The sequence below is a fragment of the Citrobacter telavivensis genome, from assembly GCA_009363175.1.
Lineage (GTDB): Bacteria > Pseudomonadota > Gammaproteobacteria > Enterobacterales > Enterobacteriaceae > Citrobacter_A > Citrobacter_A telavivensis.
Genome location: CP045205.1, coordinates 5,337,195 through 5,351,921 on the forward strand (window position 1 = coordinate 5,337,195; position 14,727 = coordinate 5,351,921).

The 14,727-nt window shown below is 51.7% G+C and carries 14 protein-coding genes and 1 tRNA gene; 4 read left to right on the forward strand and 11 right to left on the reverse strand.

The features are described 5' to 3' along the window. Positions 1-82 precede the first annotated feature (82 nt). The 4 genes from GBC03_28060 to GBC03_28075 form a co-directional block, all read right to left on the reverse strand. A complete protein-coding gene (locus GBC03_28060) occupies positions 83-964 on the reverse strand; it encodes an amidohydrolase family protein (GenBank protein QFS73793.1) in 882 nt (293 codons plus the stop codon). Between the two features lie 26 nt (positions 965-990). Beyond that, positions 991-1,716, reverse strand: a complete 726-nt coding sequence (locus tag GBC03_28065; protein QFS73794.1) for a PIG-L domain-containing protein — start codon at positions 1,714-1,716, stop codon at positions 991-993. A gap of 28 nt (positions 1,717-1,744) precedes the next feature. Further along, complete coding sequence (locus GBC03_28070) at positions 1,745-2,800, reverse strand: 4-oxalomesaconate tautomerase (protein QFS73795.1); 1,056 nt, start codon at positions 2,798-2,800, stop codon at positions 1,745-1,747. Between the two features lie 160 nt (positions 2,801-2,960). Then, positions 2,961-3,860: a LysR family transcriptional regulator gene (locus GBC03_28075; GenBank protein ID QFS73796.1), complete on the reverse strand. Its 900-nt coding sequence runs from the start codon at positions 3,858-3,860 to the stop codon at positions 2,961-2,963. A gap of 323 nt (positions 3,861-4,183) precedes the next feature. Here GBC03_28075 and GBC03_28080 point away from each other — a divergent pair, with 323 nt between their 5' ends. The 3 genes from GBC03_28080 to GBC03_28090 are packed head-to-tail and all read left to right on the forward strand — an operon-like array spanning position 4,184 to position 7,571. Then, a complete protein-coding gene (locus tag GBC03_28080) occupies positions 4,184-5,194 on the forward strand; it encodes a LacI family DNA-binding transcriptional regulator (protein QFS73797.1) in 1,011 nt (336 codons plus the stop codon). A 13-nt stretch (positions 5,195-5,207) separates the two neighbouring features. Continuing rightward, positions 5,208-6,335 carry a mandelate racemase/muconate lactonizing enzyme family protein gene (locus tag GBC03_28085; protein QFS73798.1) on the forward strand — a complete coding sequence of 376 codons (1,128 nt, stop codon included), beginning with the start codon at positions 5,208-5,210 and terminating at the stop codon, positions 6,333-6,335. A gap of 12 nt (positions 6,336-6,347) precedes the next feature. Beyond that, a complete protein-coding gene (locus GBC03_28090; protein QFS73799.1) occupies positions 6,348-7,571 on the forward strand; it encodes an MFS transporter in 1,224 nt (407 codons plus the stop codon). 420 nt (positions 7,572-7,991) lie between these two features. Here the strand turns inward: GBC03_28090 and GBC03_28095 are convergent. The 6 genes from GBC03_28095 to rlmE all read right to left on the reverse strand — a co-directional run bounded on the left by GBC03_28095 (position 7,992) and on the right by rlmE (position 13,574). Continuing rightward, positions 7,992-8,078, reverse strand: a tRNA-Leu gene (locus tag GBC03_28095). Positions 8,079-8,087: 9 nt separating this feature from the next. Then, a complete protein-coding gene (gene secG / locus GBC03_28100; GenBank protein ID QFS73800.1) occupies positions 8,088-8,420 on the reverse strand; it encodes a preprotein translocase subunit SecG in 333 nt (110 codons plus the stop codon). A 226-nt stretch (positions 8,421-8,646) separates the two neighbouring features. After that, positions 8,647-9,984 carry a phosphoglucosamine mutase gene (gene glmM, locus GBC03_28105; GenBank protein QFS73801.1) on the reverse strand — a complete coding sequence of 446 codons (1,338 nt, stop codon included), beginning with the start codon at positions 9,982-9,984 and terminating at the stop codon, positions 8,647-8,649. After that, positions 9,977-10,825: a dihydropteroate synthase gene (folP, locus tag GBC03_28110; GenBank protein ID QFS73802.1), complete on the reverse strand. Its 849-nt coding sequence runs from the start codon at positions 10,823-10,825 to the stop codon at positions 9,977-9,979. Before folP ends, glmM begins: the two co-directional genes overlap by 8 nt. An 88-nt stretch (positions 10,826-10,913) precedes the next feature. Further along, positions 10,914-12,845, reverse strand: coding sequence for an ATP-dependent zinc metalloprotease FtsH (gene ftsH / locus GBC03_28115; protein ID QFS73803.1), 1,932 nt, complete (start codon positions 12,843-12,845; stop codon positions 10,914-10,916). Positions 12,846-12,944: 99 nt separating this feature from the next. Then, positions 12,945-13,574 carry a 23S rRNA (uridine(2552)-2'-O)-methyltransferase RlmE gene (gene rlmE / locus GBC03_28120; GenBank protein QFS73804.1) on the reverse strand — a complete coding sequence of 210 codons (630 nt, stop codon included), beginning with the start codon at positions 13,572-13,574 and terminating at the stop codon, positions 12,945-12,947. Between the two features lie 126 nt (positions 13,575-13,700). On the opposite strand from rlmE, the gene yhbY reads away from it, so the two are divergent. Further along, entirely contained in the window at positions 13,701-13,994 is a 294-nt protein-coding gene (yhbY, locus tag GBC03_28125; GenBank protein QFS74152.1) for a ribosome assembly RNA-binding protein YhbY, read from the forward strand. Positions 13,995-14,139: 145 nt separating this feature from the next. Here the strand turns inward: yhbY and greA are convergent, their stop codons facing one another. Beyond that, positions 14,140-14,616 (reverse strand): transcription elongation factor GreA, encoded by a 477-nt coding sequence (gene greA / locus GBC03_28130; protein ID QFS73805.1) that lies wholly within the window; start codon positions 14,614-14,616, stop codon positions 14,140-14,142. Positions 14,617-14,727 lie beyond the last annotated feature (111 nt).

Genomic DNA, 14,727 nt, shown 5'->3' on the forward strand with positions numbered 1-14,727 from the left:
ATTCACCTCCACATTTCAATGTGGCTTCAGTAACCTCTGAACACTCAAATCCGTATAAAAAGTCACACGCCTCTGGTCGAGCTTATGCCTCAACAGGCGTAAAACCATAGATACGGACGGGGTTTTCGACGAGCAGTTTGCGGCGCATGTGCTCATCCTCACAGAAATCCAGCATCAGATTGACCAGTTCACCGTCGTTAGGCATGTCGTTACTGATATTGGGATGTGGCCAGTCGGTTCCCCACAACACCCGATCCGGGGCGGTTTCAATCAATGCGCGGGCAAAAGGAATGGCATCATTGAACGGTCGAATACCAGCAGAAATACGCTCCGAGCCGCTGACTTTAACCCATGCAAACGGATTGTCTCGCATGAGGTGCAGTAACTGCTGGAAGGGTTTTTGCTCAAGACCTGACGCGGTTTTCGCGCGGCCCATGTGATCGATAATGAACGGAATATCAATTTTGCTAATCACGTCGGAATAGGTAACGATATCCTGCGCGTCCAGATGCAGCACGACATGCCAGCCCAGGTCTTTAACACGGTGCAGAACCGAGAAAAAACGAGGGAGATCGGGTGCGCCGCCAAGGTGTTGAACGAAGTTAAAACGAACCCCTCGCACCCCACCAGTATGGAGCCGCTCCAGTTCGGCATCGCTTTCATCGCCATTGACCATGGCAACGCCGAGATAACGTCCTTTGCTTCGGGCGATAGCATCCAACATCGCGCGGTTATCAGTACCATGGCAGCTGGCCTGGACAATCACGGCCCGGCTGATACCCAGCCAGTCATGCAGCGCCATCAGCTTTTCAAACGGCGCATCTTCCGGGGTGTATTTCCGGTTTGGCCCGTAGGGGAAGATGCTACCAGGACCAAAAACATGGCAATGCGCGTCACACGCACCGGGCGGTAATATCGCCCTCGGTTTAATCGGGTTGGGATCGGGTGATTTGCAGCTTTTCATGGGGCCTCCTTGGGCATTATTTTTCATCAAGAAAACTGGGCGGTAACCTGCGGGAAAATGCGCTGATAACCTTCGGCGTATTTGATTTTCAAATCTGAATTTCTCGACGCCTGCACGCCGCGCTGCAACGCGACTCGGGTGTAGTACTCCCAGAGATGTTCCTGCGCCGCCATGGACTCCATCGCTTCACGCTTGGTTTGCCAGACGTCGCTGATATCCAACAGCACTTCTGGCTTCCATTCACATTGCTCGGGTTGATGAGGTTCAAACAGAAAGACGGGCGGTGCGCCAATCACGGGCTTTTCAGGATGGTGGCCGTGCGCCTGGGCGACGATACGCGCTTCCTGAGCGATATGCGTCGCCATTGGGTGGTCGAAGTTGTAGGGATCTTTCAACGAATGCGTCAGCACAAACTCAGGTTTGAGTTCACGATACAAATCAGCGAGGGCAAACAGAACGTCATCATTGACTCGCATGGGATAGTCACCGACATCCATAAAATGGATCGTTCTGGCCCCCAGGATCCCAGCAGCCTTCCGCGCTTCCTTCTCCCTTTCCTGTTTTACGGTGGTCATCTCCATGCCTGGCTGACGCCAGAGTTTGGCGGATTCACCACGTTCACCAAACGACAGGCAAACAATATGCATGTCCCAGCCACGAGCGGCATATAGCGCAATGGCACCACCCGCACGCCAGACAAAATCAGCGGAGTGAGCGCTGACGACCAACGCGGTTTTAGGTTGCGTATTCATATTTCTTCCTTCTGTGAGAGCTAACAAATCAAGGAACGAGCACGTCGCCACGCATGATCAACCGTGCCGTTCGCATCAATGCGGCCTGCGCCACAGAGCCATCCTCATTCAGGTGCAGATACACCGTTAATTCGCCGGAAGGATGCTCAATGGACAGGCGTTGTTCAGTGCCACCGGAAAGTTGTGATACGGCGTGAGCGACGGAACCCGGCATAACGGCAGCGGTAGCAACGGTGACGGCACCGAGGACGCCAATGGCGGCATGGCAGGTATGAGGGATGAAGGTTCTGGTGCAGAGCGCGCCGCCAGATTGCGCTCTGGCAACCATGCTGATTTTCGGCACCGACTTATTGGCTAAATCAGTGATTCCCATCAGCTTGCCGGCTTTCAAACGCAGGTTTTCAATACGCGCCGCCAGCGCGCTATCCGCATTAAGCCGATCTTTCGTTTCATAACCGGTTATCCCCATATCGCTGGCAGCAACAATAATGACCGGCATGCCGTTATCGATGCAGGTCACCCGGATGCCATCAATGACATCGCACAGTTGACCCGTGGGGAGTAAGGCGCCGCAGACCGAACCTTCCGTATCAAGAAAATTCTGCAACACCGGGGCGGAGGTTCCGGGAACACCGTCAATACTGACGTCCCCTTCGTAACAAGGATGTCCACCGGGCGTTTGTAGGGTCACTTCAGCGATCATGTTGGTATTGAGTGTACGGATACGCAGCACCGTTTGATCGCCCTGCGCGGCAATCAGCCCCGCCTCCAGCGCCGCCGGCCCTGCCGCGGCCAACATGTTTCCGCAATTGGGCGTGGTATCCACACGCCGTTCGTTGATGGCGACCTGGGCAAACAAAAAGTTGATATCAGCCTCTGCATCGGGGGCCAGCGAGATAATGCCGACTTTACTCGTCAGCGTCGTGGCACCGCCAAGACCATCAATTTGTCTTTCATCAGGAGAGCCCATCACTGACAGAATTAAACGATCGCGTTCGGCAATCTCCTCCGGCAGATCTTTCGCCAGGAAAAACGGTCCTCTTGATGTGCCACCGCGCATAAACCAGCAGGGTAATGTCTTCATGATCTTCTCGCTTCGTCATAACCATCAGGTCTGTGAGGACTAAGCTAACAACGAAGATGACTATGAAAAAGATGCAAACGGTTATAGCTGAATTGCATTTTTTGCATAGAAGTCGGGAAGCATGACCTCGTGATGACCACCAATGTCGGCAAGAAAAGATTCAGGATAATCGCTGACTGATAATCCGTTGCTGGAGAAGCAGTTCCATCGTCCGCTGGGCGAGAGAAGAGAAATGATGCTGGTTCGATGTGGCCAGGATGACCCGGTTCAGGATAGGGGGCGTAATGGGAACAGCTGTTAATCCTTCAGGGCGGTAATCAACTTCCAGTGAATTCGCGGGTAATACCGCGTACCCAAATCCTCTGGACACCAGTCCCAGCATTGAGGGAACCGTGTCAATCTCCAGGACAACGTTCAGACTGACATCATGACGGGCGCATTCTATTTCGACCAGATTGCGCAGCATTTGCTGTCGGTTAGGGATAATAAGGGGATAGGTGCTGAGTTCATGCAGTGGAATACTCATGTTGCTGGCAACAGGCGAATGACTCGGCGCAATAAGACATAATTTTTCAGTCCAGAGATGCTGATATTTCAGGCTGCGTTCAGGAGAGGGGTTATAAAGTATTGCAATATCCAGTTCCCCCAAAATTAAACGTTTTTGCAGCCAGTACGTCAGGTTTTCGGTAATCGCCAGGGAACAGTCAGGAAATTCAGCAAGAAAATCGGTGACCAGACCCACGGTTAAGAGTTTCCCCAGTGTAGGAGGCATGCCAACCGTCACTTTGCCCTGGTATATACCATCACCGGTACTCAACGCCTGCTCGGCGATTTCAACCTGCCGTAGAATACCTTTGCCGTGCTCCAACAGTTGCCGGCCTTCGGCGGTCAGCGTCACGCCACGACCGTTACGTTTAAGCAAGGTTTTCCCCAGTTCCAGTTCTAACTGACGTACCTGTCGGCTGACCATCGACTGAGATTGATCCAGTGTCTGGGCCGCCTGGCTGAAACTGCTTTGCTCCGCTACCCGGATAAAACTGCGTAATTTCTTTAAATCCACACATCCCTCCTGCGCCGTGTCATGTCATTCTGAATAAGACAACAGCGGACTAACGTAACAAAGGTCATCCAGGCAATTGGCTAACATACCTCTGGGCGGAGGTTGCGCCGCTGAAAAAATCAGGATTCTCCGACGTACCAGGCCGTCCTCTTGCTCTCTGATGGCACCATGATCCCAAACGTGAAGCCGTCATCATGTGATCCATCACTGATACTGATGATCCTCCTTCTTTTGATAACCATTACACGATCTGCGATCAAAATCACAGACGATCCTTCATCTGCCTGTATATTTAGGTAATCGATTACCTAAAATTAAAAACAATGAAAAAGAAACTGCTAATTAAAGATGTTGCAAACATGGCGGGTGTATCAACGGCAACAATCTCCCGTTTTCTTAATGGGAAATATCAGTCTATGAGCGAAACAACCCGCCAGAAGATTGCCAGTACGATCGAAAGCATTGGTTACCAACCCAATAACATTGCCAGGTCGTTACGCCGTCAGGAAAGTAAAACTATCGCCGTTATTATGGCAGATATTTTTAACCCGTACTCTATGGATGTATTACGCGGCATTGAGGAATATTGCTCGCAGGAAGGATACAAAATATTTATTTGCGATGCGAAAAACTCAGGAGTCAGAGAACGTAACTACATTGAAGAGATGGTTAACCGGGGAGTGGATGGGTTTATCCTCAACACTACCGGCGAAAACGATCTTTTTATTAAGGGCATTTCTTTAGAACACCCTGTCGTATTAATCGGCAGAAAGATAAAAAACAGCAACATCAGCAGTGTCGCGGCAGATAACGCCCAGGGTGTTAAGCTTGCCCTTGAACATCTGCTGAATACTCATTGCAGTCGTGTCAGTTATTTAACACCAACACCAGGGAATGTCTCACCACGTATTGAAAGAGTTGACACTTTCGAACGTTTTGCCGCTTTAAGCGCTTATTCGCATATTGCCTTTGAATGCATCCAGTTCGATATAGTCGATCGCGAACACGTGACAAAAGCACTGGAAACGTTGACTCCTCGTTCCTCACCAAACCACACCATCATCACTGGGAACGGGTTGCTGTCATTGTATGTGGTGCAGGCGGCTAAAGCGCTAAGTAAGCGGATCCCGGAGGATTTCTCGCTGATCGGTTTTGACGAGACCGAATGGTCGGAGATCCTCAAAAACCCGCTGACTGTCGTGGCGCAACCAACCTATGACATTGGCTGTAGTGCAGCGAAAAAAATAATCACCACGCTCAGAAAAGAAAATGAAAGCAATGAAGAAAGGATCACTCTCTTGCCATTTTCACTGATTGTCAGAGAAACCGCCTGACGGATGAGAGGATATGATGAAAATTAGATCAATCAATACCCGGGTAATTACTGACGAGTTGCCAGAGAAATTTGGCATGTCGCAATGGTTCTGGAATAAACGAGCAATATGCATCGTTGAAATAGAAACCGATGAAGGTATCACCGGCTGGGGCGAATGCTTTGGCCCGGCACAGGCGAATGCCGCGTTGATTAACGAGCTATTCGCTCCGCTATTAAAAGGCAAAAACCCGCTACAGCGCCGGGTAATATGGGAAGAGATGTACAATCGCACGCGGGAATTTGGCAGAAAAGGCATTGCCATTACCGCATTATCAGGAATTGATATTGCACTGTGGGATATTTTTGGCAAAGCCACCGGTAAATCCATTGCTGAACTGCTGGGTGCCGATCTTGAAACACCCATTACCGCTTACGCTTCCAGCTTTTATTATTCGCCCACGGATGATTTCCGGCAAATTGCAATAGACGCCAGAAGCGGCCTGGATGAAGGCTATCAACATTTTAAAATGAAAGTCGGCGCCCTGACGCTGCCAGAAGATATTAAGCGCGTTGCACGCGTGCGCGAACTCATTGGCCCTGACGTCACGCTCGCCGTGGATGCTAACCGTGCTTATACCACTCATGAAGCGCTGAAATTCGCCCAGGCGATTGAGCAATATGACATTAGCTGGTTTGAAGAACCGATCTTGCCCGACGATACGGCGGCATATCACCAACTTAAACAACAGTTCCCGATAAAACTCGCGGCTGGGGAATCGGAATTCACCCGTTTCGGTTTCCGTCGTTTCCTTGAGGCCGATTGCGTAGATATCGCGCAACCTGACGTCGCCGCCTGCGGCGGTATCAGCGAAATCCTTAATATCGCCGCCCTTTCCACCGCCTATGGTGTTGAGTGCTATCCGCATCAGTGGGGATCAGGCATCTCGCTCGCAGCCACGCTGCACGTGATGGCGGCGCTACCCGCCGCAGTACCACGGATGGCAAAAGAGCCGGCACGGCTGGAGCTCGATCGCGCACCCAATATTTTCCGTGACAAGTTAACCGATCTGGATATTGGTCCAGTCATGACCGTGCCTAATAAACCAGGGCTGGGTATCGAGATCGATCCTGACATGCTTGACCATTACGCGCTGAAATAAAAGGTAGAGAAAATGTTTAAATCAAAATGGTTCAGAATTGGCGTCACGCTGATGGTAGGGCTATTTGTTGCCTACCTTGATCGTTCAAACCTCTCTATCGCACTGCCGGGCATGGAGAAAGAACTCGGCATTGATGGCGCAGCCACAAAGAGTCTCGCATTAACGGGGTTTCTGATTGGCTATGCGCTGGCTAACTTTTTTGGCGGCTTTCTGGCGAACCGTCTGAATCCCAAAATTACCATTGTCACCATGGTGTTCCTGTGGTCGGTAGTACAGATTATGACCGCCTGGATCAGCTCAGCAGCGCTACTGATTGCATTCCGTATTATTCTGGGCATTGCCGAAGGCATTTACTGGCCACAGCAGTTTCGCTTCGCCAGGGCCTGGTTTAATAAAGATGAAATCACGCGCGGCACAAACCTGATCCAGTTTTACGGTCAATTTCTGGCGCTGAGTCTGGGCTTTATCATTCTGACCCCGATCTTCGATCACCTCGGCTGGAAATGGGTGTTTTACATTACTGGCGGCATGGGTGTCTTTATTGTGGTGCCAATGTTCCTCGCATTCCTGAAAAACAGCCCGGACAAGGCTTCAGCTCCAGACGAACCAGCGGAAGAACCGGAACCCGCTGGGGGTAAAATAAGCTTCAGCGATCTCGGCGGTGCACCGTTCCTGCTGCTGGTGTTCAGCTATTTTGCTAATGGCATGCTGTTCTGGGGGATCACACTGTTTATTCCAATGGCAGTGTTGTCACTAGGTTTCAGCGGATTTTCACAAGGTGTAGCAAGCGCGCTACCTTATTTTCTGGCGATTCTGCTGGCGATCCCGGTGTCGTGGTACAGCGATAAAACGCAAAAACGCGGGCTTATTGCGGCCTGCGGGCTTGGCTCAGCAGGGCTGTTTTTAATCGCGCTGCCATTTATCGACAGCCCGTTCGGCAAACTGGCGCTGATCACCTTAGCCATCGCCTGGTTCACCAGTTGCTACACCACCAATATCTGGTCAATTATCACTTCCAGCGTGAAGAAATCAGCGGTGGGACCAGCGGCAGGGGTCATAAACGGTGTGGGAGCAGGTCTTGGGGGAACGACAGCCGGGTTTGTTGTACAGTATCTGCAATCCTGGAGCGGATCGTATGTGCCAGGGTTCACGGTACTTGGCGTTGTCGCAATCCTGGGCGGACTCAGCGTTTACACCTACAGCCGGATTATGGCGGCGCGTCCGGTTATAGCATAATGGTAGAAACATAAGCGGCAGTCGTGACACCACGACTGCCGCTTATTTCTTTGCAGAGAACGCCCGGATTCACGACGTTCTCTGCAAAAAACGCGGGATTATTTATCTGCAGCTACCAGCTTTCGGGCATCGTCCCGCCATTGACGTGCATTCCAGTGGCACCAGATGGCTTTACTGGATTATCACCTGTGATTTACCCGTTCTGACCTTAGCATCCGTGATGCGCCTTAGGTTTTCCTCTATCCACCGGTACAAGGTTTACCTTTGCGAAGGTGGTACCAACATTTAAACCAACAAGGATTGATTGATATCGATTGAATTAAGTTGACGTCGGGAGGGTATAAAACGGAGAGAAAACCAGTCACTACGCGGATTTTAGATACAAAAATGGACGTCCGTTGACGTCCATTTTTTGAATATTGGTACCGAGGACGGGACTTGAACCCGTAAGCCCTATTGGGCACTACCACCTCAAGGTAGCGTGTCTACCAATTCCACCACCTCGGCACTGAGATCTTACTGCGGGATATCGCTGGTCGGCTTAGCCGGAGCAGCTGGCTGAGGCTGTTCGGTCTTCGCCGGCGCACTCAGATTTTCCCACTCACTTCCTTTATTGGTTTTGTTGCTGTTGATATTGCCCAGCACCAGACTGATGATAAAGAACAACGTCGCCAGCACAGCCGTCATACGGGTCATGAAGTTACCAGAACCACTTGAACCAAACAACGTCCCGGAAGCGCCTGCTCCGAAGGAGGCTCCCATATCAGCGCCTTTACCTTGCTGCAGCATGATCAAGCCCACAAGGCCAATTGCCACAATAAGGAAAACTACCAAAAGAGCTTCGTACATAATCAACCTGTTCCTTGCGGAGTTGCCGCATACCAATGCTTCTAACCAATAAAGCGGGATTTTTACTGTTTCCCACTGAAGCGGGTGTGAATACTAACCAAAGCGAATGACCTTCGCAAGGGCAATTTTAGTGCATTGTATCAACTGCGGAAAAAAACAGCAAAAGCCGAGTTTCTCGTGAGTAAAAAGGCGGCAAATACCGCCTTTTTATGCAGTTAAGTCTCTCTCACACCGCTTTGACCGCATCCGCAATGCGATGGGCAAACTCGGTCACCTGCGCTTCGTCTTCACCTTCTACCATGACGCGAATTAACGGCTCGGTACCCGATTTGCGCAGCAGGACGCGCCCACGATTGCCCAGCGCAGATTCCACTTCCGCAGTCACCGCCTTCACCGTGTCATTTTCCAGCGGATCACCGCTGCCAGCGGTGTAACGCACGTTCACCAAAATCTGTGGGAACATTGTCATGCCGCTGCACAGATCGTGAAGACTCATGTGATTACGCACCATCGCGGCGACCACCTGCAGACCTGCAACAATGCCGTCACCGGTAGTCGTTTTATCCAGCAGAATGACGTGGCCAGAGTTTTCCGCTCCGATACGCCAGCCTTTTTCCTGCATTTTTTCCAGCACGTAGCGGTCACCCACTTTCGCGCGGGTAAACGGAATACCGAGCTGCTTCAGTGCCAGTTCCAGCCCCATATTGCTCATCAGCGTCCCGACAGCACCACCGCGCAATTGTCCCTGACGCAGCGCTTCACGAGCGATGATGTACATGATCTGATCGCCATCGACTTTATTACCTTCATGGTCAACCATGATCACACGATCACCGTCGCCATCCAGCGCGATACCCAGGTCGGCTTTTTCCGCGATCACTCGGGCCTGCAAGGCACGTACATCGGTGGCGCCGACTTCTTCGTTAATGTTCACGCCGTTTGGCTCACAGCCAATAGTAATGACCTTCGCACCCAGTTCACGCAATACGTTCGGCGCAATATGGTAGGTTGCCCCGTTGGCACAATCCACCACGATTTTTAATTCGTTCAGGCTCAGCTCGTTCGGGAATGTGCCTTTGCAAAATTCAATGTAGCGACCCGCGGCATCGACAATGCGACTGGCTTTGCCGAGCTCCGCGGAGTCCACACAGGTGATCTCTTTTTCCATCTCGGCTTCGATGGCCTCTTCGACCGCATCGGGCAGTTTGGTCCCGTCGATGGAGAAGAATTTGATACCGTTGTCATAGAACGGGTTATGCGATGCGGAGATCACAATCCCGGCCTCAGCGCGGAAAGTGCGCGTCAGATATGCGACTGCAGGGGTCGGCATCGGGCCCGTAAACGACGCGGACAACCCTGCCGCCGCCAGGCCAGCTTCAAGCGCTGACTCCAGCATGTAACCGGAAATACGGGTGTCTTTGCCGATGATGATTTTACGCGAACCGTGGCGCGCCAGGACCTTACCGGCCGCCCAACCCAGCTTCAGCACAAAATCAGGCGTAATCGGCGCATCGCCCACGCGTCCACGGATCCCATCAGTTCCAAAATATTTACGGTTACTCATAGCGTTTGTTTTCCTTTGCGGACAATGTGGCTTCCACCACACGCATCGCTTCTACGGTTTCTTTGACGTCATGGACACGAATGATCTGCGCCCCCTGCATAGCAGCAATGACCGCACAGGCAAGGCTACCGCTCAGACGCTCTGATGGCCCCACGTTGAGCAGTTGGCCCACCATCGATTTACGTGACATTCCCACCAGCAGCGGCAGGTTAAAATGGTGAAACTCAGCCAGTCGCGCCAGTAATGTATAGTTGTGGGAGAGATTTTTACCGAAACCGAATCCCGGGTCGAGCAACAATTTCTCTTTTGCGATGCCTGCCCTTTCACAACGTGCTATTTGCTCAATAAAGTAGCGATTCACATCCGCAAACACGTCCTCATATTTGGGCGCTTCCTGCATGGTCTTCGGCTGGCCTTGCATATGCATCAGGCAAACCGGTAAACCGGTTTCTGCCGCCGCCTCCAGCGCACCAGGTTCAGAGAGCGAGCGAATGTCGTTAATGATGTGAGCGCCCACTCTTGCCGATTCGCGGATCACCTCAGGTTTTGAGGTATCGACAGAAATCCAGACTTCAAAACGTTGGGCAATGGCTTCAACCACCGGGATAACACGCGTCAGTTCCTCTTCCACACTCACATCCGCCGCACCGGGGCGCGTAGACTCACCGCCGACATCGATAATGGTCGCTCCGGCATTAATCATCAGATTGGCATGTTTCACAGCTTCAATCAGCGTGTTATGCGCTCCACCATCTGAGAAGGAGTCCGGCGTGACGTTAAGGATCCCCATCACATGAGGATGACTGAGATCCAGTGAGGTGCCCTGGGCATAGAGTTTCATGGTGTTATCCCTGGTATGAATTGATAAGAAAAAACCCCGGAGCAAGCCCCAGGGTTTTCAATAAAACGCAGTCATCAACAACGGTAACTTATTTGTCGCCTAACTGCTCTGACATGGTATTACCTGGGTTCGGCGTGCGCGGTTCATCAACCGGGCGCGGCGCACGAGGTGTGCCATTATTGTCAGAATTGTTAGAGCCCGGTTCTTCCCAGCCAGCAGGCGGGCGAACATCGCGGCGAGCCATCAGGTCATCAATCTGCGGCGCATCGATGGTCTCATATTTCATGAGCGCATCTTTCATGGCATGCAGGATGTCCATGTTGTCATTCAGGAGCTGACGCGCACGATTGTAGTTACGTTCAATCAGTGCTTTCACTTCCTGGTCGATGATACGCGCGGTTTCATCGGACATATGTTTCGCTTTTGCAACGCTACGACCGAGGAAAACTTCACCCTCTTCTTCCGCGTACAGCAGCGGACCGAGTTTGTCGGAGAAGCCCCACTGAGTCACCATGTTACGCGCCAGGTTGGTTGCAACCTTAATGTCGTTCGACGCACCGGTAGAAACATGTTCAACACCGTAGATGAGCTCTTCTGCCAGGCGACCACCGTACAGCGTGGAGATCTGGCTTTCCAGTTTCTGACGGCTAGCGCTGATCGCGTCGCCTTCAGGCAGGAAGAAGGTCACACCCAGCGCACGTCCGCGCGGGATAATCGTCACTTTATGCACCGGATCGTGTTCCGGGACCAGGCGACCGATAATCGCGTGGCCTGCTTCGTGGTAAGCGGTCGATTCTTTCTGCGCTTCCGTCATCACCATGGAGCGACGTTCCGCACCCATCATGATTTTGTCTTTCGCTTTTTCGAACTCAACCATCGACACGACGCGCTTGTTGCCACGAGCAGCAAACAGCGCCGCTTCGTTCACCAGGTTCGCCAGATCTGCACCCGAGAAGCCCGGCGTACCACGGGCAATGATTGCCGCGTCGATATCCGGCGCCAGCGGTACACGGCGCATATGCACTTTCAGGATCTGTTCACGACCACGTACATCCGGTAAGCCGACCACAACCTGACGGTCGAAACGGCCTGGACGCAACAGCGCAGGGTCAAGAACGTCCGGACGGTTAGTTGCCGCGATAACGATAATACCTTCGTTACCTTCAAAACCATCCATCTCAACCAGCATCTGGTTCAGGGTCTGTTCACGTTCATCGTGACCACCACCCAGACCCGCGCCACGCTGGCGACCTACGGCATCGATTTCATCGATGAAGATAATGCACGGTGCCGCTTTCTTGGCCTGTTCGAACATGTCACGCACACGAGATGCACCGACGCCGACGAACATTTCCACGAAGTCAGAACCTGAAATCGTAAAGAATGGGACCTTCGCTTCACCTGCAATGGCTTTCGCCAGCAAGGTTTTACCGGTACCCGGAGGACCGACCATCAGGACGCCTTTCGGGATTTTACCGCCCAGTTTCTGGAAGCGGCTCGGCTCGCGCAGGTATTCAACCAGTTCCGCCACTTCTTCTTTCGCTTCGTCACAGCCTGCAACGTCGGCGAAAGTGGTTTTGATCTGATCTTCCGTCAGCATGCGCGCTTTGCTCTTACCGAACGACATGGCGCCTTTGCCACCGCCGCCCTGCATCTGACGCATAAAGAAGATCCAGACGCCGATCAACAGCAGCATCGGGAACCAGGAAATGAAGATGGAAGCCAGCAGGCTCGGTTCTTCTGGTGGTTCACCAACAACCTTGACGTTCTTAGTCAGCAGGTTATCAAGCAGCTTCGGATCGTTTACCGGAATGTAAGTCGTGTAACGGTTACTATCTTTCTTGGTAACGTTGATCTCACGTCCGTTGATACGTGCTTCACGAACCTGGTCGTTGTTGACCTCTTGCAGGAAGGTAGAGTAATCCACCTTACGGCCATTAGACTCGCTGGGCCCAAAGCTCTGGAATACTGACATCAGCACAACGGCAATGACCAGCCAGAGTATTAGGTTTTTCGCCATGTCACTCAAGGGATTAACCTCTTATTACAACTGTGTTAAAAACAGCGTCAGGATACTCTATATCCAGCGTCTTTCAAACTTTCGTCTGAAATCGACCAGTTATGGTTTACGCCCGGTCGCTACAATATACACTTCACGCGAACGTGCGCGAGAAGAGTCCGGCTTACGAACTTTCACCTTCGTAAACAGGGAGCGAATTTCCCTTAGATACTCATCGAAACCTTCGCCCTGGAACACCTTCACTACAAAACTGCCACCCGGCGCTAGTACATCACGACACATTTCTAACGCCAGTTCCACCAGATACATGGCACGGGGGATATCCACCGCCGGTGTTCCGCTCATGTTTGGTGCCATATCGGACATGACAACCTGGACTTTACTGTCACCCACGCGTTCCAGCAGCGCCTTCATGACAAGTTCATCACGAAAGTCGCCCTGAAGAAAGTCCACACCAACGATAGGATCCATAGGTAAAAGATCACAAGCGATGATACGGCCTTTGCCGCCAATCTGCGAGACCACATACTGTGACCAGCCTCCTGGCGCGGCACCGAGATCGACTACCGTCATCCCCGGCTTAAAAAGTTTGTCACTTTGCTGTATTTCATCAAGTTTAAACCAGGCACGGGAACGCAACCCCTTTTTCTGTGCCTCTTGAACATATTTATCGCTAAAGTGTTCCTGAAGCCAGCGACTCGAGCTGGCAGAACGCTTCTTACCTGTCATTTAACTTTCCCATCGGGGCAGAACATCGTTGCCATACGGCGTAAATTTCCACGCACTATTTGGCGATATATGGGAGATGGCGGTAGAATGACCCGTTTTCAATCCCAACGTAAGCAAAAATATACGATGAATCTGAGTACTAAACAAAAACAGCACCTGAAAGGTCTGGCACATCCGCTCAAGCCGGTCGTTATGCTTGGCAATAATGGTTTGACCGAAGGGGTACTGGCCGAGATTGAACAAGCGTTAGAGCACCATGAACTTATCAAGGTGAAAGTCGCGTCTGAAGATCGCGAAACAAAAACCTTGATCGTGGACGCTATCGTGCGCGAAACCGGCGCCTGTAATGTACAGGTCATCGGTAAAATGCTGGTGCTTTATCGCCCGAGTAAAGAACGCAAAATCTCGCTGCCACGCTAAGAATATCCTAAAGTCGAACACAAAACCTGTGTAAAACGAGGGATTTCCCGCAAGCAGGAGAGCAAAATGCCACGCTCTCTTCGTTGATAAAAGGCCGCTATGCGGCCTTTTTCCTTTCTTTACAATACATCAACATCTTGAGCACTTACAGGTATTCTACCTTAGTGACCTCATATTCCACTTCGCCGCCCGGGGTTTTGATCACCACGACGTCATCCTGTTCTTTGCCAATCAGGCCACGCGCAATCGGCGAGTTGACGGAAATCAGGTTCTGTTTGAAGTCCGCTTCATCATCACCCACGATGCGCCAGGTCTGCTCTTCGTCGTTATCGAGATTCAAAACGGTGACTGTGGCACCAAAGACAACGCGACCGTTATTCGGCATTTTAGTGACATCGATGACCTGTGCATTCGACAGCTTCGCTTCGATGTCTTTGATTCGACCTTCGCAGAAACCCTGCTGTTCACGCGCCGCGTGATATTCCGCATTCTCTTTCAGATCGCCGTGCTCGCGCGCTTCGGCAATAGAGGCAATAATTTCAGGACGGCGCACAGATTTCAGAAAATCCAGCTCTTCGCGTAATTTTTCTGCACCACGTAAGGTCATCGGAATCGCTTGCATTTGTTATACCTCTTGAACATTCCTGTAGGGGGCGATCGCTCCGCCCCGGCTGTTAAGCCTGCCCCGGTATGGCGTCATACCCGGGCCAGAAGCAAAAAAATACCGACCCGG